The organism is Mesorhizobium sp. WSM3224, from assembly GCF_000427725.1.
Taxonomy (GTDB): Bacteria; Pseudomonadota; Alphaproteobacteria; order Rhizobiales; family Rhizobiaceae; genus Mesorhizobium.
In genome coordinates, this window is the sequence record NZ_ATYO01000028.1 from 44,975 (window position 1) to 65,862 (window position 20,888).

At 62.6% G+C, this 20,888-nt stretch carries 18 protein-coding genes; 11 read left to right on the forward strand and 7 right to left on the reverse strand.

The window, feature by feature from the left end; genetic code table 11:
• The first annotated feature begins 7 nt into the window (after positions 1–7).
• Together YU3_RS0128275 and gor are read left to right on the forward strand one after the other, a co-directional pair.
• A complete protein-coding gene (locus tag YU3_RS0128275; RefSeq protein WP_027169379.1) occupies positions 8–607 on the forward strand; it encodes a DUF2059 domain-containing protein in 600 nt (199 codons plus the stop codon).
• Between the two features lie 119 nt (positions 608–726).
• Positions 727–2,115, forward strand: coding sequence for a glutathione-disulfide reductase (gene gor / locus YU3_RS0128280; RefSeq protein ID WP_027169380.1), 1,389 nt, complete (start codon positions 727–729; stop codon positions 2,113–2,115).
• 48 nt (positions 2,116–2,163) lie between these two features.
• Here gor and mgtE read toward each other — a convergent pair whose 3' ends face one another.
• From mgtE to YU3_RS0128305, 5 genes are all read right to left on the reverse strand, one after another.
• Entirely contained in the window at positions 2,164–3,528 is a 1,365-nt protein-coding gene (mgtE, locus tag YU3_RS0128285; protein ID WP_027169381.1) for a magnesium transporter, read from the reverse strand.
• A 279-nt stretch (positions 3,529–3,807) separates the two neighbouring features.
• Positions 3,808–5,700, reverse strand: coding sequence for an ABC transporter ATP-binding protein/permease (locus tag YU3_RS0128290; RefSeq protein WP_027169382.1), 1,893 nt, complete (start codon positions 5,698–5,700; stop codon positions 3,808–3,810).
• Between the two features lie 357 nt (positions 5,701–6,057).
• Entirely contained in the window at positions 6,058–6,459 is a 402-nt protein-coding gene (locus tag YU3_RS0128295) for a DUF6252 family protein (RefSeq protein ID WP_156913622.1), read from the reverse strand.
• Positions 6,460–6,842: 383 nt separating this feature from the next.
• Positions 6,843–7,520 carry a DsbA family protein gene (locus YU3_RS0128300; protein WP_027169384.1) on the reverse strand — a complete coding sequence of 226 codons (678 nt, stop codon included), beginning with the start codon at positions 7,518–7,520 and terminating at the stop codon, positions 6,843–6,845.
• Between the two features lie 39 nt (positions 7,521–7,559).
• On the reverse strand, positions 7,560–9,380 hold the full coding sequence (locus YU3_RS0128305) for an extracellular solute-binding protein (RefSeq protein WP_027169385.1): 1,821 nt from the start codon (positions 9,378–9,380) through the stop codon (positions 7,560–7,562).
• A 292-nt stretch (positions 9,381–9,672) separates the two neighbouring features.
• On the opposite strand from YU3_RS0128305, the gene YU3_RS0128310 reads away from it, so the two are divergent.
• Positions 9,673–10,293, forward strand: coding sequence for an invasion associated locus B family protein (locus YU3_RS0128310; protein ID WP_036259749.1), 621 nt, complete (start codon positions 9,673–9,675; stop codon positions 10,291–10,293).
• Positions 10,294–10,383: 90 nt separating this feature from the next.
• On the opposite strand, the gene hspQ is transcribed toward YU3_RS0128310, so the two are convergent.
• Together hspQ and YU3_RS0128320 are read right to left on the reverse strand one after the other, a co-directional pair.
• Positions 10,384–10,707 carry a heat shock protein HspQ gene (gene hspQ / locus YU3_RS0128315; protein WP_027169387.1) on the reverse strand — a complete coding sequence of 108 codons (324 nt, stop codon included), beginning with the start codon at positions 10,705–10,707 and terminating at the stop codon, positions 10,384–10,386.
• Positions 10,708–11,082: 375 nt separating this feature from the next.
• Positions 11,083–12,294, reverse strand: a complete 1,212-nt coding sequence (locus YU3_RS0128320) for a UbiH/UbiF family hydroxylase (RefSeq protein WP_027169388.1) — start codon at positions 12,292–12,294, stop codon at positions 11,083–11,085.
• A gap of 101 nt (positions 12,295–12,395) precedes the next feature.
• Between YU3_RS0128320 and YU3_RS0128325 the strand changes: the two genes are divergently transcribed.
• From YU3_RS0128325 to YU3_RS0128360, 8 genes are all read left to right on the forward strand, one after another.
• The gene (locus tag YU3_RS0128325; protein WP_027169389.1) at positions 12,396–13,286 is read left to right on the forward strand and encodes a DUF2182 domain-containing protein; all 891 of its coding nucleotides are present in this window, start codon (positions 12,396–12,398) and stop codon (positions 13,284–13,286) included.
• 12 nt (positions 13,287–13,298) lie between these two features.
• Positions 13,299–13,913, forward strand: coding sequence for a DUF1326 domain-containing protein (locus YU3_RS0128330; protein WP_027169390.1), 615 nt, complete (start codon positions 13,299–13,301; stop codon positions 13,911–13,913).
• The gene (gene pcsA, locus YU3_RS0128335) at positions 13,910–14,740 is read left to right on the forward strand and encodes a phosphatidylcholine synthase (protein ID WP_027169391.1); all 831 of its coding nucleotides are present in this window, start codon (positions 13,910–13,912) and stop codon (positions 14,738–14,740) included. Before YU3_RS0128330 ends, pcsA begins: the two co-directional genes overlap by 4 nt.
• Positions 14,741–14,881: 141 nt before the next feature.
• On the forward strand, positions 14,882–15,859 hold the full coding sequence (locus YU3_RS0128340; protein ID WP_027169392.1) for a quinone oxidoreductase: 978 nt from the start codon (positions 14,882–14,884) through the stop codon (positions 15,857–15,859).
• A 265-nt stretch (positions 15,860–16,124) separates the two neighbouring features.
• Positions 16,125–17,702 carry an ABC transporter ATP-binding protein gene (locus YU3_RS0128345; RefSeq protein WP_036259753.1) on the forward strand — a complete coding sequence of 526 codons (1,578 nt, stop codon included), beginning with the start codon at positions 16,125–16,127 and terminating at the stop codon, positions 17,700–17,702.
• Positions 17,699–18,829 carry an ABC transporter permease gene (locus YU3_RS0128350; RefSeq protein WP_027169394.1) on the forward strand — a complete coding sequence of 377 codons (1,131 nt, stop codon included), beginning with the start codon at positions 17,699–17,701 and terminating at the stop codon, positions 18,827–18,829. Before YU3_RS0128345 ends, YU3_RS0128350 begins: the two co-directional genes overlap by 4 nt.
• Positions 18,829–19,749, forward strand: a complete 921-nt coding sequence (locus YU3_RS0128355) for an ABC transporter permease (protein WP_027169395.1) — start codon at positions 18,829–18,831, stop codon at positions 19,747–19,749. The genes YU3_RS0128350 and YU3_RS0128355 overlap by 1 nt, the downstream gene beginning before the upstream one ends.
• A gap of 51 nt (positions 19,750–19,800) precedes the next feature.
• Positions 19,801–20,868 carry a BMP family ABC transporter substrate-binding protein gene (locus YU3_RS0128360; RefSeq protein ID WP_027169396.1) on the forward strand — a complete coding sequence of 356 codons (1,068 nt, stop codon included), beginning with the start codon at positions 19,801–19,803 and terminating at the stop codon, positions 20,866–20,868.
• The last annotated feature ends 20 nt before the right edge of the window (positions 20,869–20,888 follow it).

Sequence of the window (20,888 nt, forward strand, 5' to 3'; positions counted from 1 at the left end):
ACCGACTATGATGTTGCATAAACGAGTTCGCCGCCTTTCGATGCTTCTGGCGGCCTCGGCCGTCCTTGCGCTGTCCTCGCCGGTGTTTGCGCAGGATGTGAGCGAATCGCACCTGAAGGCCGCGCGCGCGGCAGTCGCCGCGATCCATGCCACGGACTCGTTCGACAACATCCTGCCGCAGGCGGCCGGCGCGCTTGAGGCGCAGCTCATCCAGAAGAACCCCGATATGCAGGAGCTGATCGGCAAGACCGTGTCCGAGAAGGCGATTGGCCTTGCTTCGCGGCGCGCCGACCTCGAAAAGGAAGCCGCGATGGCCTACGCCAAGGTGTTTTCCGAAAAGGACCTCAACGACATCGCCGCTTTCTACAGCTCGGAGGCCGGCAAGAAGCTGCTGGACAGCGGCCCCGCGGTGACGCGTGATCTCGTGAAGGCCGCCGACATCTGGCAGAACGGCGTTGCCCGCGATCTCGCCCAGCAGGTCGGCGAAACGATCGCCGCCGCGGCCAAGGCCGCCGCGCCGGCAGCACCGGCTCCAGACGCTGCCGCACCGGCGGATGGTTCCGCACCGGCCGACAATTCGGCCCCGGCGGACGATTCGCAGAACTGAACCCTATTCATTCGGCCGACGGCCGCTGGACCACAAAGCCCGGGTTTGCCCGGGCTTTTCTTTTGCCGCTTTGCAGCCTACCTGTGACGCGTCTTTCTCATCCCCAGGAGCCCGCTACGATGGCCGGTTATGACTATGATCTGTTCGTCATCGGCGGCGGCTCCGGCGGCGTGAGGGCGGCCCGGGTGGCGGCGGCCCTCGGCAAGCGCGTCGCCATCGCGGAGGAGTACCGCTTCGGCGGCACCTGCGTCATCCGCGGTTGCGTGCCGAAGAAGCTCTATGTCTATGCCTCGCAATTTCCCGAGCATTTCGCCGACGCGGCCGGCTATGGCTGGACGGTGCCGGAGGCGAGCTTCGACTGGCAGACGCTGGTCGCCAACAAGGACAAGGAGATCGCGCGGCTCGAAGCGATCTACAAGAGGAATGTCGAGGGCTCAGGCGGCGAGACCTTTCACTCGCGTGCCGTGCTGGTCGATCGGCATTCCATCTATCTGGTTGCCGAAGACCGCACCGTCAGCGCCGACCAGATCCTGATCGCCACCGGCGGCCGGCCTGCGCCGCACCCGGCGCTGAGCGGCCATGAATATTGCATCTTCTCCAACGAGGCCTTCGATCTCAAGGAACTGCCGAAAGCGATCGTGATCGAAGGCGGCGGCTACATCGCCGTCGAGTTCGCCAACATCTTCCATGGCCTGGGCGTCGATACCACGCTGGTTTATCGCGGCCAGGAGATCCTCAGCCGCTTCGACATTGATCTGCGCCGCTCTCTGCACGAGACGATGGAGAAGAAGGGGATCAGGATTCTCTGCCATGCGGTTTCGGAATCTGTGCGCAAGACAGCAGAGGGCAGGCTGGACGTGCAGCTCAACACCGGCCAGACACTGACGGCCGACCAGGTGATGCTGGCGATCGGTCGCATCCCCAACACGGAAAATATGGGGCTCGAAGGCGTCGGCATAGAACTCGGTAAGACGGGCGCGATCGTGGTCGACCAATATTCGCGCACCAACATCGATAATATCTGGGCGATCGGCGACGTCACCCATCGCGTCCAGCTGACGCCGGTCGCGATCCATGAGGCGATATGCTTCATCGAGACTGCCTTCAAGGACAATCCCACGGCGCCGGATCACGACACCATTCCGACGGCGGTGTTCTCGCAGCCGGAGATCGGCACCGTCGGCCTGTCGGAAGACGACGCGATCAAGCGCTATCCGGATGTCGAGATCTATCGCGCATCCTTCCGTCCAATGCGGCACACGCTGTCGGGCCGCGACGAGAAGATGCTGATCAAACTGGTGGTCGACGGCGCCAGCAGAAAGGTGATCGGCGCCCATATCCTCGGGCCGGACGCCGGCGAGATGGCGCAGCTTCTCGGTATTCCGCTGAAGGCGGGACTGACCAAGGACGATTTCGACCGCACCATGGCCGTGCACCCGACGGCGGCCGAGGAGCTGGTGACCATGTACAAGCCGACTTACCGGGTGAAGAACGGCGAACGCGTCTAAACCGTGGACCGGGCACCGTCGCCGCAAGGCCGGCGACGGTGTCCAAGGTCAAAGCAGCGTGCCGCGCAGGATCACCAGCGCCACCGAAAAATAGATGACCAGCCCGGTGACATCGACAAGCGTGGCGACAAACGGCGCCGAGGCGCTCGCCGGGTCGAAGCCGATGCGCTTTAGGGCGAAAGGCAGCATCGATCCCGACAGCGAGCCGAAGGTGACGATGCCGACCAGCGTCGCTCCGACCGTTGCCGCGATCAGCATCCAGTGCGGGCCGTAGTCGTAAAGGCGGAAATACTGCCAGAGTGCGATGCGGCATATGCCGACGACACCGAGGATCGAGCCGAGTACCAGGCCGGTCGGCAGCTCGCGCAAGGCCACCCGCCACCAGTCGCGCAGGCCGATCTCGCGCAGCGCCAGCGCGCGGATGACCAGCGAGGTCGCCTGCGAGCCGGAATTGCCGCCGGAGCTCATGATCAGCGGGATGAACAGCGTCAGCACGATCGCCTTCTCCAGCTCGCCTTCGTAGCTCTGCATGGCGTTGGCCGTCAGCATCTCGCTGAGGAACAGCGCGCAGAGCCAGCCGGCCCGCTTCTGGATCATGGCGAGGAAGCTCATCTTCATATAGGGCTCGTCGAGCGCCTCCATGCCGCCGAAACGATGCACGTCCTCGGTCGTCTCCTCGATCATCGTGTCGATGATGTCGTCGACAGTGACGATGCCGAGGATTCTGCCGTGGTCCACCACGGGCAGGGCGAGCAGATCGTATTTGGAGATGGTCTGCGCCAGGTTCTCGCGATCAGTGAGCGGCGTAACCGTCACCGGCGTGCGATCGGGCGCCACCGACAGGATCGAATCGTCCGAATTGCCGGTGATCAGCCGGCGCAGTCCGGTGGCGCGCAGCAGGAGCTGGGTCTCCGGATCGACGATGTAGATGGCATAGATGGTTTCACGCGTGCGCTCGACCTTGCGGATGTAGTCGAGCGTGCGCCCGACGGTCCAATCCGAGGGCACGCTGACGAATTCCGTCGTCATGATCGACGCGGCGCTGCCCTCCGGATATCCCAGGATGGAAAGCAGTGTCGCGCGCAGCGGCGGGGCCAGCGCGCCGAGCAGCTCCGAGCGGGCCGGTTCATCCAGCTCGCGCAGAATGTCGGCCGCGCGGTCGACCGACATGGCGGTCAAAAGCTTGCTCGCCTTCGGACGCGGCAGGGCTTCCGCGAGCTCAGGCGCGGCTTCGAGTTCAGGCTGGTCGAAAATCTCGACCAGCCGCTCGAACGGCACGGCGCAGAGCAGCTCGATGGCCGTCTCGCGGGGTTCGTGGTTGAGGGCTTCGACCACGTCGGCGGCGTGATCGTTGGCAAGGACACGGGCGACGGCGACCGCCTCGTCGTCCAATACGGGTGCGAATTCGTTCATGGCTCACTCCTTGCCGTCCGGCAGGACGTGAGCCTTCAGGTCACGTCAGAGCGGACGGCGGTTGCGTTCGACTGTGACTGTCGCCAGGCATGGCGCGTGACCTTTCTGCTCGCCGGGTTCGAGTTTTGAATTCTGCGAGCGGGCGCAACATAGGCGCCCATTTTTGCGAGTCAATCGCGAAGAGAACTGAAAATGAATGCGGGGAGGCCGATCGCGAGACTGTGATCGAGGGCAGCCTGAGCTGAGCCGGCGCGACCGGTCAAAGGCTTGATATGACTGCTATTTCTGCTTCAGCCGGCGGAAGCGCAGCCATTTGTCCTCGACCGGCCTTTGAGGCTGGGCGAGAATGGTGGTGAGCTCGCGCGGCAGGCTGGGGGCGAGCGGCTTCTTGGTGGCGACGCCGTCGGCGATCGCGACCACGCTATGGTAGAATTCCTCGCCGGAAAGCGAGCGTGGCGGCACCGCCTCGTGCATGACGCTGATCACGGTGACGTTCGGACAATTGTCCTTGATCGCCTGGTGGAAAGCTATCTTGCCCTCGGGATCGAGCGCGCCGGTCGCCTCGTCGAGGAAGAGCAGTCCCGGCTGCTGCAGGACGATGCGCGCGACCACCAGCTTCTGCTTCTGGCCGCCGGAAAGCACCTGATCCCAGACCTTGCCTTCGCGGCTCTCGTCGCCCAGGTGTTCGATAAAGTCGCCGAGGCCGGCCTTGTGCAGCGCGGCAGCCACTTGCGCGTCGGTGTGATCGCTCTCGGAACCCGGCAGGCAAACGAGCTGCTTCAGCGACACCTGCTGCAGCTTGACCTCCTGGGCGGCATAGAAATTCGTCACACCCTCGGGGAATACGATGGTGCCACGGCCATAAGGCCACAGGCCGTTGATCGCTTTGATCAGCGAGGTCTTGCCGCAGCCGGACTCGCCTTTGAGGAAGGTCCACTCGCCACGGCGGAAGCGCAGGTTCGCGGCGCTGAGGAAAGGCGTCGCGTCCTCGCCCTGGTGCGCAAGTTCCAGCTTCTGGATGGTGAGACCGAAGACGGGGTTTTGGCTGCCATAGCTGAAGTCGGAGCGGCCGGTCTGCTGATAGAATTCCCGCGGGTGCTGGACATTCTCGATGGCGTCGGCGAGTTCGGTCACGCGCTGGCTGTTGGCTCTGAGCGTCGCGATCGCCGGCATCACATGGATGAACCACGAACACTGGCTGATCAACTGGGCGACCATCTCGGAGCCGGTGATGTAGCCTTTGTAGTCAAGGCGGTTGTGGATGAACGACACGAGGCCCGGTGCGTAGGCGACAATACGGGCGCCGATGAAATTGTAGATCAGCTCGAACGACGTGTAGCTGGTGTTGACGACATTGAGCCGCCCCCATGTTTTGTCGATATCGACATAGAGCCTGTCATGCATCGACTTTTGCACGCCCTCGCCATGCGACGCGGCGACGTGGAAGCTGCGGCGCAGGAATGTCGTCAGTTCGCTGCGGTAGCTGCCCTCGGCCTGCTGCATGCGGACATTGAGTCGCTCAAGCAGGCGCCCGAGCTTGACCGCGATCCAGGTGTTCAGCGGCACATAGAAGGCGACGGCAAGGAAAGCCAGCACCGCGGTGCCGTAGCTGCCAAGGAATTCCAGGCCCTTGACCTCGACCGAGGACCCAATCAGGTTTTCGCCGATGAAATAGAGCGAAGTCGCCACGCCAAGCACGCCCATGGCGAGCCCGATGGCACCGCCGGTCATGTCCTTGATCGATTCCTGGATGCGCTGGTCGATGTTGTCCGGAGCGACAATGCCGCCTACGGGCGAACCATGCTGGGCATGGAAATGGGTGTGGTTGTCGTCGAGCAGGGCTTGGTTAAACTGGCCGTTCAGCCAGCCTCGCCACTTGCGGTGCAGAGTCGTTGAAACGAGATTGCGCACGCCGGTGAAGCCGGCATCCTTCAGCGCCACCAGCAGCACCAATATGCCGGCATTGGTCAGGATGGTCTGCAGCGGGTGAGGGTTTGCGGCATCATGGAGGAAGGCGATCGAATTGCCCAACTCACCCAACGCCATTGCAAACCAGACGCCAGCCTTGCTGGATAACGCCGTCAGCAGCGCGATGACGATGGTAAGCGTCCAGGCTTCCTTCCACCGGTCGGACAACCAGTAGGCTCGCATCAGCCCCCAGAATGTACGCATCGACGATACCGGTGTCAGGAACGAGGTCTTTGCCTCGTTGGATGTTTGCTCCGGTACTGTACGTCGCGGTCTACCGACCCCAATCACGATCCCGCCCAAACCTTTTTTAGTTTTGTTACATAGAGTAACACCAATTGATCATTTTCCATTAATTTTCTACCGGTGAATGTGAACAGGGTTACCTGCCGTGGCGCGAGAGCAACAGAAGGCCTATGCGGAGGGGCCGCCGATCGCGCGGATTTCGCCTTTTATTCCAGACCGTTAAACGTGATTGCGCCAGCCGGCGGAAAGCTTCCCTTAGGGAAGCGGAAAACACGGGTTTGTGACCGGAAAAGGCGTGTCGGTCAGCGGAAATGGCTACTGCGCGGTGGCCGGAATGCCCGAAAATCTACCGTCCGTGAGCGCTTCAGGCTTCCCCGATTCGTCTTTTCCGGAGGCGCTGAAATGGCCGTAAGTCGTCTTGCTGTCGGCGTCGTACTTGTCGATGACGATCTCGCCGTTGCTGAAGCGGACATGGCCGACCGTGGCGCCGGCTTCGAGAATGTTGAAGTTGGCGCTGTTCGCGGGGGAGCCGGCCTTGAGCGAATAGCTGCCGGCAAGGTCGTTCGGATCCTTCAACTCCAGCATCGAATTGAAAGTCCCGGTCGGCGAGCCCTGCTCGGTCCCTGACAGGTTCAAGACCGGCTTGCCGGCCATTTGCATCGTCTGGGCCAAGGTGAAAGACGCCGTCCAGGGGTTGCCGTCGAAGGTCGCCGACATGACGGCTTCCTCGGCGGACACGCGTTGCAATGACAATGGGAGCGCCAGGGCGAAAGGCAAAGACAGCAGCAGCAATACGCGACGCCTGACTGCCATATGCCCTTGCCCTCAAATCAGCCTTGCCAACTCTAGAGCGTTTCATCGTTTCACGGAAACGGCGAACCGCTCTATCTCTTTGTCCTGACGCAATTCCGGACGGAAGGCTACGGCGAAGCCGCCGAGCCTGACCGCTCACACTTTTCCTGGAATTGCTCTAGATCAGCGCTGCGTCGAAGGCGATTCACCAGATCGTGTTTCACCAGCGTGGGCAGACCGGATTGGCAGCGCTGCGGCCGAGGGTGGAATTCGCCGGGCGACCAAGGCGATCGCGAAGTAACTCCGGCTCAGCCTGTGGTTTCCAGCTCGCCGCGCGCCTTGGCCTGGGCGACCTGGCGTATGGCGTCGGCAAGCGTGTCGGCATCCTGCGCGCCCATGACGGCATATTTGCCCTCAAGCAGGAAGCAGGGCACACCGGTGATGCCCATGCGCGAGGCGGTGGCGATCTCGTTGCGGACGGCGTCGACATCGGCGTCGGTCGGCAGCAGCGTCTCGACCACCGATGCATCCATGCGGGCTTCGCCGGCGGCTTTCGCCAGCACGGCATGGTCACCGAGATTGGCGCCTTCCTCGAAATTCAACTGGAACAGGCGGCGGACCAGCCGGTTCTGCACGTCTTCACCCGCGGCGCCGGCCCAGCGGATGAGGCGATGGGCGTCCAGCGTGTTGGCGGCGACCTTGATGGCGCCGAACGCAAAATGGATTCCCTCGGCTTCGCCGAGCGGTTCGATGCGCGCGTGGATCTGTTGGATGCGTTCCTCGCTGCCGAACTTGCCGAGCATGTATTGGCGGCGATCCATGCCGCCCGGCGGGATGGTCGGATCGAGCTGGAATGGCCGCCAGCGGACCTGGACTTCGACGTCGGCTGCGGCGATGGCCTTGTCCAGCCGCTTCTGGCCGATGAAGCACCAGGGGCAGACGACGTCGGACACCACATCGACGGTGATGGAGTTCTCGGCGCTCATGCTCGTCTCCTGTCTGGTTCCGATCGGGTTGGGATTGCGTCAGTTGGGCTTTCGCCACCAGGCCGGCAGCTGATAGCCGAATATGGGGGTCTTTTGCGGATGTTCCAGATAACCCCAATAAGCGAGCCACTGCTGGGTGTTGTATTGCATCGGCACGATGTAGTTGCCTGAGATCAGCAACCGGTCGAGAACACGGACGGCAGCGACGTAGTCGTCCTTGGCGCGTGCATTCAGCATCGCGTCGATCGCGGCGTCGATCGCCGGATCCGCAACGCCGGCGAGATTGAACGATCCTTCCGTTTTCGCGGCGACCGATCCCCAGCGTCCGAGCTGCTCGCTGCCGGGCGACAACGAGTTGCTGAAGCCGCTTGCGCCGATCAGGACCTCGAAGTCGAAACGCTGCTTGCGCGACTGGATCTGGTCGCCGTCGAGAGTACGGATGCCGACGTCGATGCCGATCTTTTCCAGCGTGCGCTGGTAGACGGCTGCCAGCCGCTCTTCATCCTGGGATGAGGTCATGATCTCGAAACCGAAAGGGTTTCCCTGCGGGTCGAGCATCCTGCCGTCCTGCACGTGGAAGCCTGCACCTTTCAGCAGTTCGAAGGCAGCTTTGAGCACCTTGCGATCCTGGCCCGAGCCATCCGTCACCGGTGGGCGCCAGGTGCCGTCCATCACGTCAGGCGGCACGCGGCCGGGGTAGGGGGCCAGCAGCGCCTTTTCGCGATCGTCAGCCGGATGGCCGAGCGCGGACAACTGGGAATTCTGCCAATAGCTGATTGTCCGGTTGAACTTGCCGGCGAACAGGTTCTTGTTGGCCCACTCGAAGTCGTAGAGCATGCCAAGCGCACGCCGCACGGTTGGATTGGAAAACTTCGGCAGCCTGGTGTTGAACAGGAAGCCCGTCATCACGGGCGGAATGCCGGTGTCGAAATATTCCTGCTTGACGTCCCCCTTGCGAAAGGCCGGAAAGTCGACGTCGCGCTCTCGCTTGACCGGATCGGACTCATCGTCGAGGGCACAGATGCCCTTCTTGAACGCTTCCGTCTTGGCGTTGGCGTTGAGAAAATACTCGATGGTGATCTGGTCGAAATTGTCGAAGCCACGCTTCGACGGGACGTCCTTGCCCCAATAGTCCGGGTTGCGCTTGAAGACGATGCGCTGCCCCGGCAGCACCTTGTCGACGGTGTAGGGGCCGCTGCCGATGAGCGGCTTCAGCGTGGTCTTGTCGAAAGTGTTCTTGTCGAAGGCGTGCTTGGGGACGATCGGCGTCAGCGCCACGATCAGCGGAAATTCACGATTGGCCTTGTCGTTGAAGGTGAATTTCACGCTGTGCTCGCCGGTCTTCTCCAGTTTGGCGATCATGCTCATGCGATCACTGTAGGGCGGGCGGCCCCTGTCCTTGAAAACGTCATAGGTGAACAGCACGTCCTCCGGTGTCACCGGCTGGCCGTCCGACCATTTGGCTTTGGGATTGAGATGGAACTCGATGCTCTTGCGTTCCGGATCCATGTCGGCGCTGTCGGCAAGCAGTCCGTAAAGGCTGAAGGGCTCGTTATAATTGCGCTGCATCAGCGGCTCGAAGACCAGATTGCCGTAAACAGTATCGATCATGCCGCGCGCCGTGGTGCGCAGGCTTTTCAGGATGAACGGGTTGAGGTTGTCGAAGGAGCCGACGACGCAATAGGTGACGTTTCCGCCTTTCGGCGCGTCCGGATTGACGTAGTCGAAATGCCGGTAATCGGGCGGCAGCGCCGGCTCGCCTTGCATGGCTATGCCGTGCTTCGGCTCCGACTGTGCCGGAAGGAGCGTAAAGGCCAGAAACGAGGTCGCGGCGATCAGCCGAACGAGAATGCGGTCCATGACCGTCTCCTTGCCGGGCGGTTTTGTGATTCGCCATGCACCCTAGAGCATTTCGTTACCCGATTGAATCGGTGCGCCGATGGGAATCGGGTTCTGCCGCTCCATCGCCAATCGATGCTCGCCCGTGAGACACGAAACCACGAGAAATCGCGGAAACCGGGCTGGATTCGACGCCGCTGGCAGTGTAACACGCGCTCCGAAGTCATCCTGTTGCCTCATTTGGGCAACAGGTAGCTGTACCACGGCACGAAGAAGCCGGTCCCCGGGATCATTTGAGAGGAAAGTGCACCATATGACGATCAACGCGTACCGCCTTTCGGTGCTGGCTGCAGGCGTGGTCGGCGTTCTGGGCGCCGGGCTTTTCACCGCCTCGGCTCAACAGCAGCCGCAGATCCCGCAGGGCTGGTTCAAGGCCTGCACCAAGCAGGAAGACGTCGACATCTGCAATGTGCAGAACATCGTCACCGCGGGCAACGGCCAGCTCGTCACCGGTGTCAGCCTGATCGAACTCAAGGGCAAGGTGAACCGCAAGGTCTTCCAGGTCACGGTCCCGACCGGCCGCCTCGTCCCTCCGGGCATCGCCCTGCAGATCGATACCGGCAAGGCGCAGAAGCTCGACTATGTGATCTGCTTCCCCGACCGTTGCGTGGCGGAAGTGCCGCTGAGCGACCAGCTCGTCGCCTCCTTCAAGAAGGGCCAGCAGATCACGCTCACGTCGATCAACTTCCAGAACCAGCCGAACCCGATCAAGGTCGCGCTGACCGGCTTCAGCGGCGCCTATGACGGTCCGCCGCTCCAGCAGTCGGACATCGAGGACCGGCAGAAGAAGCTGCAGGACTTCGTTGCCAAGAACAACCAGGACTTCGCCAAGAAGCTCAAGGATGAGCAGGACAAGGCCAAGACCGCGAACTGATTGACGAGCGTTTCTCGGAAAAAAGCGGGGCAATTTGTCCCGCTTTTTTGTTTTCGCCGCTGCATGGCGAAGTTGCCGAGCCTGTGCGCTTCAATGCTTCGAGTGGCGTTTCGGCTCGTAGCGGCCGTCCGGCAGCTTGTCGAACATCTCGCCGATCTGCGGATGCCGCACCGGCTCGCCTGAGCGGTCCTCGAGCAGGTTCTGCTCGGACACATAGGCGACGTATTCGGTGTCCGAATTCTCCGCCAGAAGATGATAGAAAGGCTGATCCCTGCGTGGACGAACGTCGGCGGGAATAGCTTCGTACCATTCCTCGGTGTTGGCGAATTCGGGATCGACGTCGAAGATCACGCCACGGAACGGAAAGAGCCGATGGCGAACCACTTGCCCAATCGAGAATTTGGCCGTTTTCATCGCACTCACCATCGGGCTCCTTGCTCGACGCAAAACGCCCATAACATCTTGAAATTACGCGCTGCGCTGCCAAAAATCGACCCCAACTTTCGGCTGTGGCCTATTTGGCGCAAACGCTGCGTCAATTCAATGCCGCAGCCCTATGCTGCTAAAGCGCGTCGCGCTGAAACGGATTCAGGCGACGCGCTTTAAGTCTTTGTTTTGATGCATGTCGTTGTCCCAGAACCGCTGCACACTTCTGGGCGCATTAGCTACGGGTGGCTGGGCGCAAGGTTTCGTCGCCGGTGTCGAAAGTCGTGGCGTGTGAGCCTCGCTAAGTGGTTTAGCGTTGCGCAATTCCGGACGGAAGACCGCTGCGCACTTTCCTGAAACGTTCTAACGTCCGGGCTGTTTGCGCAGGCCGCCGGCAATCGCGCGAAAACCGCTGCCGGGCCGCAGTCCCTCACGCATGAAGAAGGCGCGCAGTGGCGCGAAACCGCCCAGCGCGTTGAGGCCGGCGCTACGCGCCAGCTGGGCCGGCAGCATGTCGGACAGCAGCGACATGTTGAGCAGGTTCACCGCTCCGCTGCGTGCCCATATGTCGGGCCGGCGCCTGATGTCATAGGCGGCGAGAACCCTGCGCGACCCAGGATCGTCGCGGTTTTCACCGGCGATTCCAATCAGATCGTCGATGTCCCTGATGCCAAGGTTGAGGCCTTGGGCGCCGATTGGCGGAAACACATGCGCCGCCTCGCCGACAAGCGCGACGCGATTTTGCGCGAAGCGGCCGGGCGAGGCCGACGACAAAGGATAGACTTGGCGGCCCGGCTCGACCGAGACCCGGCCAAGCATCGATTGCATCTGCTCCTCGATACGCGCCGACAGAGTTGCGTCGTCGAGTGACGCAAGCTCTTTTGCCGTCTCAGGTTTGACCACCCAGACAAGGCTCGAGCGCCTGCCGGGCAGCGGCACCTGCGTGAACGGTCCTGTTTCGGTGTGGAACTCGGTCGAAACGAAACCGTGCTCGCTGCGGTGGCCGAAATTGAGGACAAGCGCCGATTGCAGATAGGGCCGAGCGGAGGCGCGAATGCCGGCGGCCTCCCGTGCCGGAGACAGGCGCCCGTCGGCGGCGACTGCCAGGCACGCCGAGACTTCGCTGCCATCGGTCAGCCGGGCATGGGCCCGATCGGCGTCAAGGCGCCATGACTCGACGATCGATTTCAGCCATTGAATGCCGCCATGGGATGAAACGGCCTGGGCGAGGATAGGGATAAGAACCTTATTCGGCAGATTGACCCCGAACTGTTCCTCGCCGATCTCGCTGGCACGAAAGGTCACGGTTGGACTGCGGATCAGCCGCCGGGTAGCATCGACGATGCGCATCACCTTGAGCGCCGCGGCCTGTGGTGTCAGTTCGCCAAGAACGCCCAGCCGGTCGAGAACTTTCAGCGCCGGATTCATGAGAGCCGTGGTGCGGCCGTCGGCGCCGTTGGCTTCCGGGCCGACCAGCGTCACGTCAAAGCCCGCCTCGGCGAAGCCGAGCGCAGCGATCAGGCCGGCGGGACCACTGCCGGCAACCAGAATGCGGGCTTTGTCGTTGTGTTCCACACCAGGCTTCCACAATGAGAGGCGACCCGTCGGGCCTTTATCCGAATATAGGTCAGATCAGCCGGCTTGATCAACGCGGCGATTCAGCCCATTCGATTGCCATGAGCGGCCAGGAGCACGATTTCAGCCATCTCGACCGCGCCGGCCGCGCAACGGCGGGCGTGGCGCGCAGCCCGCGTCTCGCCGTCATGCTCACGATCGGTATTGGCGTCGCCCTTGCGTGGTTCCTTCTCGGCGCGATGGCGATCCGCGGGGCTGAAAGCCGCCTTGTCGGGGCGCCCGGCGACGTGCTGCTCAAAAATCTGCCGAGCCCACCGTTGCCAGATTTTCTGGACCGGTTCTTCGCTCTCTGCCTTGCGCCGGCGCCGCTTTCCGACCCGGCCGGCCTGCAGGCGCCGGCGCTTGTGGTGATGTGGTTTCTGATGGCCGTGGCAACGATGCTGCCTTCGGCGGCGCCGTTGATCCGCACCTATTGCGAAATCGCCGACACGGCGAAGATCAAAGGCGAGCCTGCCGTTCACCCGCTGGTGCTTGTCGGCGGATACCTCACCACATGGCTTGGCGCATCGGCGGCTTTCACCGTGTTGACGCTTGCGATCTACGCCTTTGCCAATTCCGGGCAGATGCTCGATCCGGCCGTTGGCCTTGCCGGCGCCGCCGCGCTGCTCGTCGCCGGGCTCTATCAATTCAGCGGCCTGAAACAGGCATGCCTGGAAAAATGCCGCAACCCGTTCTCGATCCTGTTCGCCAACTGGAGCGCGAAGCCGGGCCGCATCTTCCGTTTGGGGCTGGAGCAGGGCGCCTGGTGTCTCGGTTGCTGCTGGGCGCTGATGCTGGTGATGTTTGCCGTCGGCGCGATGAACGTCTTCTGGATGGCTCTGATCGGCCTGTTCACCCTGATCGAAAAACAGACCACCGGCAGGGTGGCCAGCCGGATTGCCGGTGCGATACTGCTTGTGTGGGCGGCTGCCCTGCTATTAGTTTCGGCGTGAGGGGAGAATTCGATGACCGACCAAAGCTGGGCAATGAAAGGGGAGCTGGTACTCTCCTGCAATTGCACGGTTTTTTGTCCTTGCGTGCTGTCGCTCGGCAGCCATCCGCCGACGGAGGGCTACTGCCAGACCTGGGCGGGCTTCCGTATCGATGCCGGCCATTTCGGCGAGGTCGACCTTTCAGGCCTCAATCTCGGCCTGATCATGGAAATCCCGGGCTATATGAGCCGCGGCAACTGGACGGCCGGCCTGTTCATCGACAAGCGCGCCTCGGTCTATGCGACGAAGGCGCTGACCAAAATCTTCACCGGCAAGGCCGGCGGCACCACCTCGCTGCTGTCGATCCTCGTCGGGAAATTCCTCGGCGTCGAGCAGGTGCCGATCACCTATGAGACGCGCGACAAGACGCGCGTCTTCCAGATACCGCGGATTATCGACGGCGCGGTCACGCCAATCCCTGGCAAGGATCGGGAAAAGGATACGGTGATCACCAATTCCGAATATTGGATCGCGCCGGAAATCATCGTGGCGAAGTCCGACAAGAGCAAGATGCGCGCCTTCGGCCGCAACTGGAATTTCGCCGGCCGCTCGGCCGAAATCTGCAAGCTGGACTGGCGCGGACCGTGAGCAAGAACACAACGCCCGGGAAGACGGCCAGGAAAGCGGCCAAGAAAATCGCGGAGCGGATTCCGCGACCGAAGAAGAAAGTGACATGGCCGCAGGCGCGCGCGTTCTCGGTGCATCTGCTGACTGCGTCCGGTTCGTTCCTCGCCTTCCTGTCGCTGGTGGCGGCGAGCGAAGAACGCTGGACGGCGATGTTCTGGTGGCTCGGGCTGGCGCTCTTCGTCGACGGCATCGACGGGCCGATCGCGAGAAAGCTCGAGGTCAAGGAGATCCTGCCGACATGGTCGGGCGAGCTTCTCGACAACATCATCGACTACGTCACTTACGTCCTTATCCCGGCCTTCGCGCTCTATCAGCGCGGCTTCATGGGCGAGAGGCTGTCGTTCCTGTCGGCTGCCATCATCGTGGTGTCGAGCGCGATCTATTATGCAGATACCGGCATGAAGACGAAGGAGAACTTCTTCAAGGGATTCCCGGTCGTCTGGAACATGGTGGTGTTCACGCTCTTTGTCATCGAGCCGGGGCAATGGGTGTCTTTCGCCGTGGTGGTTGTTGCCGGCATTTTGACCTTCCTGCCGATCAATTTCATTCATCCGGTGCGCGTCGTGAGGTTGAGGCCGCTCAATCTCGGCATGACGCTCTTGTGGTGCGCCTTCGGCGCGCTGGCGCTGGCGCAGGCGGCGCTTGCCGCCTTCTATGACAAGATCGGCGTGCTCGGCGAGCAGGTCAGCGACTTCACCAAGATCGGCATCACGATCACCGGCCTCTATCTCGCCAGCATCGGGGGCGTCATGCAGATGTTTCCCAATCTGGGCGCCAAGAAGTCCTGACCCTGGATCAGGATAATTTTTGATTGCATCGTCATCCTGACCTAGCTGTCTACCGGAGCCATGATCTTTTCCGAAAATCGGTTCTGCCTTTTTTCGGGATCATGCCCCGGATCCTGTCCGTACCCTTCAGAGAGTTGAGCGATGTCCAAGGCAATCCGCATTCACGCCCATGGCGGCCCTGAGGTCCTGACTTATGAGGACGCCGATCCCGGCCGGCCTGGCGAAGGCCAGATCCTGGTCCGGCACACCGCGATCGGCCTCAACTTCATCGACGTCTACCACCGTTCGGGGCTTTATCCGCCACCCGGCGGTTTTCCGCTGATCCCGGGCGGCGAGGCGGCGGGCGTCGTCCTTGCGCTCGGCACCGGCGTCGACTGGCTGAAGCCCGGCGACCGCATCGCCTATGCCGTCAATGTCGGCGCCTATTGCGAGCAACGGGTGATCGCTGCCGACCGTGTGGTCAAAGTGCCGGACGGCATCAGCGACGAGCAGGCGGCGGCGATGATGCTGAAGGGAATGACGGCCGAATATCTCTTGCGCCGCACCTTTCCCGTGAAGGCCGGCGACACGATCCTTTACCACGCCGCCGCCGGCGGCGTCGGGCTGATCCTCGGCCAATGGGCAAAGCATCTCGGCGCGACCGTGATCGGCACCGCGAGTTCCGCCGACAAGGTCGAGCTCGCCAGGGCGCATGGCTTCGATCACGTCATCAACTACAAGGAGCAGGATTTCGTCGCGGGCGTTGCGGCGCTTACCGGCGGGAAAAAATGCGATGTCGTCTACGATTCCGTCGGCGCCGACACTTTCCCGGCATCGCTCGACTGCCTGCGGCCGCTCGGCATGTTCGTCAGCTTCGGTCAGTCGTCAGGGCCGATCCCGCCTTTCTCGATGTCGCTGCTGGCACAGAAGGGCTCGCTCTACACGACCCGGCCGACGCTCTTCGTCTACAACGCAAGGCGCGAGGATCTGGTGAAGTCGGCTGAAGCTCTTTTCGACGTGGTTAAGAGCGGCGCCGTCGAGATCAAGATCAACCAGCGCTATGGGCTGAAGGGCGCGGGCAAGGCGCAAGCGGATCTCGAAGCCCGCAAGACGACGGGAACGACCATCCTCATTCCGTAGAGTGTGGTGTCGCCCGAAAACCGCTTCACGGTTTTCGGGTGTCATGCCCTAGCCGGCTGCCTTGTTTTTCAGCGACTTGCCGTACCCGGAGGCACGGCTTGCCTGAAAACCGCCCCGGATTTGCCAGCATTCTCAACAGGCTTATCTTAACCCTTGAGTTTCCGCTGAAATTCTTGAAGCTCTTTCAAGTTGGGTGCTGCTTTCCGACGGGAGCCGGCCGCGCATACCATGCTTTCGGGAACACAGAACATGTCCGGGCAACTGGATGGGAGGCACCGTGAGTGCAAATCATGACAGGGCGAACCTGCTCGAGGTTCGTGGCCTTACCAAGATTTTTGGCACGCTGACGGCGTGCGATCACATCGATCTCAATATCGCAAAGGGCGAAATCCACGCGCTGCTGGGCGAGAACGGCGCCGGCAAATCGACGCTGGTCAAGATGCTGTTCGGATCGCTCGAGCCGAACTCGGGCGAGATCTTCTGGGACGGCAAACCGGTCACGATCACCAGCCCGGGCGTCGCCAAGAAGCTTGGCATCGGGATGGTGTTCCAGCATTTCTCGCTGTTCGAGGCGCTGACGGCGGCAGAGAACATCGCGCTTTCGCTGAATGACGGTTCGCCGATCAGCACGATTGCCGCGAAGGCGAGGGCGCTTTCCTTCAGCTACGGCCTGCCGCTCGATCCGGATTCGCTGGTCGGCGACCTCTCCGTCGGCGAACGCCAGCGCATCGAGATCATCCGCTGCCTGTTGCAGACCCCGCAACTGATCATCCTCGACGAGCCGACTTCGGTGCTGACGCCGCAGGAAGCCGACAAGCTGTTCGAAACGCTGGAAAGGCTGCGCGCGGAAGGCAAATCGATCCTCTACATTTCGCACCGGCTGGAAGAGGTCAAACGCATCTGCGACCGCGCCACGGTGCTGCGCCACGGCAAGGTTGTCGGCCATTGCAATCCGCGCCAGGAGACGGCGTCTTCGCTGGCCCGCATGATGGTCGGCAGCGAGGTGAAGGCGGTGGTGCGCGCGCCGGCGGAAGGCATCGAGACCGCACCGGCACTGCTGGAGATCCGCGGCCTTACCCGCAAGCCGGCAACGCCCTTCGCCATCCCGCTCAAGAACATCAACCTCACCGTGCGCGCCGGCGAGGTGATCGGCATCGCCGGCGTCGCCGGCAACGGCCAGGGCGAATTTTTCGAATCCGTCTCCGGCGAAGTGCTGCAGCAGGATGCCGGTTCCGTTCGCATTCGCGGCAAGGACGCCGGAGGCCTGTCGATCACCGGCCGCCGCCTGATGGGAGCTGCCTTCGTGCCGGAAGAGCGCCTCGGCCATGGCGCTGCGCCGCGCATGAAGCTTTCGGAGAACCTGCTGCTTTCCCGCCACGCCACCGACGGCAAAGCATTCGTCGGCTCGGGCGGCATGGTCAAGAACGGCGCCGTCTACAGCGCCGCCCAGCGCATCATCACAGCCATGGATGTGCGCAAGAGCGCGCCGGATCCGGAGGCGGCCGCGCTATCGGGCGGCAATCTGCAGAAATTCATCGTCGGCCGCGAGCTCGACCGCAAGCCGAGCGTCATGATCGTCAACCAGCCGACCTGGGGCGTCGACGCCGGTGCGGCCGCACACATCCGCCAGGCGCTGATCGAGCTTGCCCGCAGCGGCTCCGCGGTCCTTGTCATCAGCCAGGACCTCGACGAATTGTTCGAACTGTCGGATGCGATCGCCGTCATGCACAACGGAGAACTGTCGACGCCGCTGCCGATCGCCGAGGCGACTTTCGAGAAGGTCGGCCTGTTGATGGGCGGCGCCGAGCCCGGCCACGCCGAACACAGCCTGGAGGTGGCATGATGCGCATCGAACTGGTCAAACGTCCGCAGCGCTCGGCGCTGTTTTCGGTGCTGTCGCCCTTTATCGCCTTCGCGCTGACTATCATTGCCGGCGCCATCATGTTCGCCTTGCTCGGCGTCAATCCGCTCAATGCCTTCGAGATCTATTTCGTCGAGCCGATCAGCCAGGTCTGGCAGCTGCACGAACTGGCGATCAAGGCGGCGCCGCTGATCCTGATCGCGGTCGGCCTTTCGGTCTGCTACAGGGCCAACATCTGGAACATCGGCGCCGAAGGCCAGTTCATTTTCGGCGCTATCTTCGGCTCGATCATCCCGGTGCTGTTTCCCGGATTCGAAGGCCCGCTGGTGCTGCCGCTGATGCTCCTGTTCGGCATGGTCGGCGGGGCTCTCTATGCGTCCATCCCGGCGCTGCTCAAGACGCGCTTCGGCACCAATGAGATCCTGACCAGCCTGATGCTGGTCTATGTCGCGCAGCTCTTCCTCGACTGGACGGTGCGCGGCCCGTGGCGCGACCCGCAAAGCCACGGCTTCCCGCAGACCATCCAGTTCGGCGATTCGGCCGTGCTGCCGGAACTGATGCCCGACGCCGGCCGCGCCAACTGGGGTTTCGTCTTCGCCCTGGTTGCCGCCGTGCTGGCCTGGCTGATGATGGGCCGCATGCTGAAAGGGTTCGAGGTGCGTGTGATGGGTTCGAGCCCGAGGGCGGGGCGCTTTGCCGGCTTCGGCTTCAACCGGATGGTGTTCTTCGCCTTCCTTCTGTCCGGGGCGCTGGCTGGCCTGGCGGGCATCTCGGAAGTCTCCGGCGCCATCGGCCAGCTGCAGCCGGTGATTTCGCCCGGCTATGGCTTCACCGCCATCATCGTCGCCTTCCTCGGCAGGCTCAATCCGCTGGGGATCGTGGCCGCGGGGCTGGTGCTGGCGCTGACCTATCTCGGCGGCGAGGCGGTGCAGAGCGCGCTTGGCATCTCCGACAAGGTGGCGCGCGTCTTCCAGGGCATGCTTTTGTTCTTCGTGCTCGGCTGCGACACGCTCATCCATTACCGCATCCGCCTAATCGGCATGGCGCTGACGAAGCCGAACGACGCGGCGAAACTCGAAGCAGCGCCCAAGCTCGAGGAGGCCCGCTGATGGACATCACCGTCAACATCCTTTTGACCATCGCGACCGCCGCGACGCCGCTTCTGATCGCGGCGATCGGCGAACTGGTGGTCGAGCGCTCCGGCGTGCTCAATCTGGGCGTCGAGGGCATGATGATCATGGGCGCCGTCGGCGGCTTCGGCGCCGGCTACCTTACGGGATCGCCCTGGATCGGCCTGCTTGCCGCTGTGATCGTTGGCGCGCTGTTCTCGCTGCTGTTCGCCGTCATGACGCTGTCGCTCGCGACCAACCAGGTGGCGACCGGCCTGTCGCTGACGCTGCTTGGGCTTGGTCTGTCCGGGATGATGGGAACGAGCTTCGTCGGCCAACCCGGCGAGAGACTGCCGAATCTCTACATTCCGGTCCTCACGGACATTCCTGTGATCGGCAGGCTGATCTTCGGCCAGGATCCGGTGTTCTACATCTCGATCGCGCTGACCGCGGCCGTGATGTGGTTCCTGTTCAAGACGCGCACTGGCCTGACGCTGCGTTCGATCGGCGACAGCCACAGCTCCGCGCATGCGCTCGGCATCAAGGTCATTCGCTACCGCTATCTCTCCGTGATCTTCGGCGGCGCCTGCGCCGGCCTTGCCGGCGGGCACCTGTCGCTGGTCTACACGCCGCAATGGGTGGAGAATATGAGCGCGGGCCGCGGCTGGATCGCGCTTGCGCTGGTGGTGTTCGCTTCGTGGCGCCCGTGGCGGGTGCTGGCCGGCGCCTACATCTTCGGCGCGGTGTGGATCGGCCAGCTTCATGCACAGGCTTTTGGCATTCCCGTGCCTTCGCAGTTTCTTTCTTCGCTGCCCTATCTGGCAACCATCGTGGTTCTCGTTCTAATCTCGCGCAACAAGCGGCTAACGATGATGAACACGCCGGCTTCGTTGGGGCAGCCATTCGTTCCGGATCGTTGACGACAACAAAAAGACGGGAAGCTCCAAGGCTTAACTCAGAGAGGTAACACAATGAAAAAATTGCTTATTGCGTTGATGACCACGGCCGCGGCCCTGTCGCTGGCGGCAAACGCCGAGGCCGCCGACAAGCTGAAGGCCTGCTGGGTCTATACCGGTCCGATCGGCGACTTCGGCTATTCCTACCAGCACGACCAGGGCCGCCTCGAGGTGGAAAAGGCGCTCGGCGACAAGGTCGAGACCGCTTATCTCGAGAACGTCTCGGAAGGCCCCGACGCCGACCGCGCCTTCGAGCGCCTGGCGCGCGAGAAGTGCAAGATCATCTTCGGCACCTCGTTCGGCTTCATGGATGCCGAAGTGAAGGTCGCCAAGAAGTTTCCCAAGGTGATGTTCGAGCATGCCACCGGCTACAAGACCGGCGACAATCTCGGCATCTACAACGCCCGTTTCTATGAAGGCCGCTATGTGCTCGGCCAGATCGCGGCCAAGGAATCGAAGAAGGGCCTTGCCGGCTACATCGTCTCCTTCCCGATCCCGGAAGTGGTGATGGGCATCAACTCCTTCATCCTCGGCGCGCAGTCGGTCAATCCCGACTTCAAGGTGAAGATCGTATGGGTGAACTCCTGGTTCGATCCGGGCAAGGAAGCCGACGCCGCCAAGGCGCTGTTCGACCAGGGCGCCGACATCATCGTCCAGCACACGGACTCGACCGCCGCGCTGCAGGTCGCCGAGGAGCGCAAGCTGCATGGCTTCGGCCAGTCGTCCGACATGATCAAGTTCGCGCCGAACGCGCAGCTGACCTCGCTGACCGACGAGTGGGGTCCGTATTACATCAGCCGCGTCCAGGCCGCTCTCGACGGCACCTGGAAGCCGGACAATGTCTGGCTCGGCATCAAGGACGGCGCCGTCAAGCTCGCGCCGTTCACCAACATGCCCGACGACGTGAAGGCGATGGCCGAAGCCACCGAGAAGAAGATCGCCAGCGGCTGGAACCCCTTCACCGGTCCCGTGTCCAAGCAGGATGGCTCGCCGTGGCTGAAGGACGGCGAGGTCGCGGACGACGGCACGCTGCTCGGCATGAATTTTTACGTCAAGGGCATCGACGACAAGCTGCCGCAGTAAGCGACAGGTCGCGAAACGAA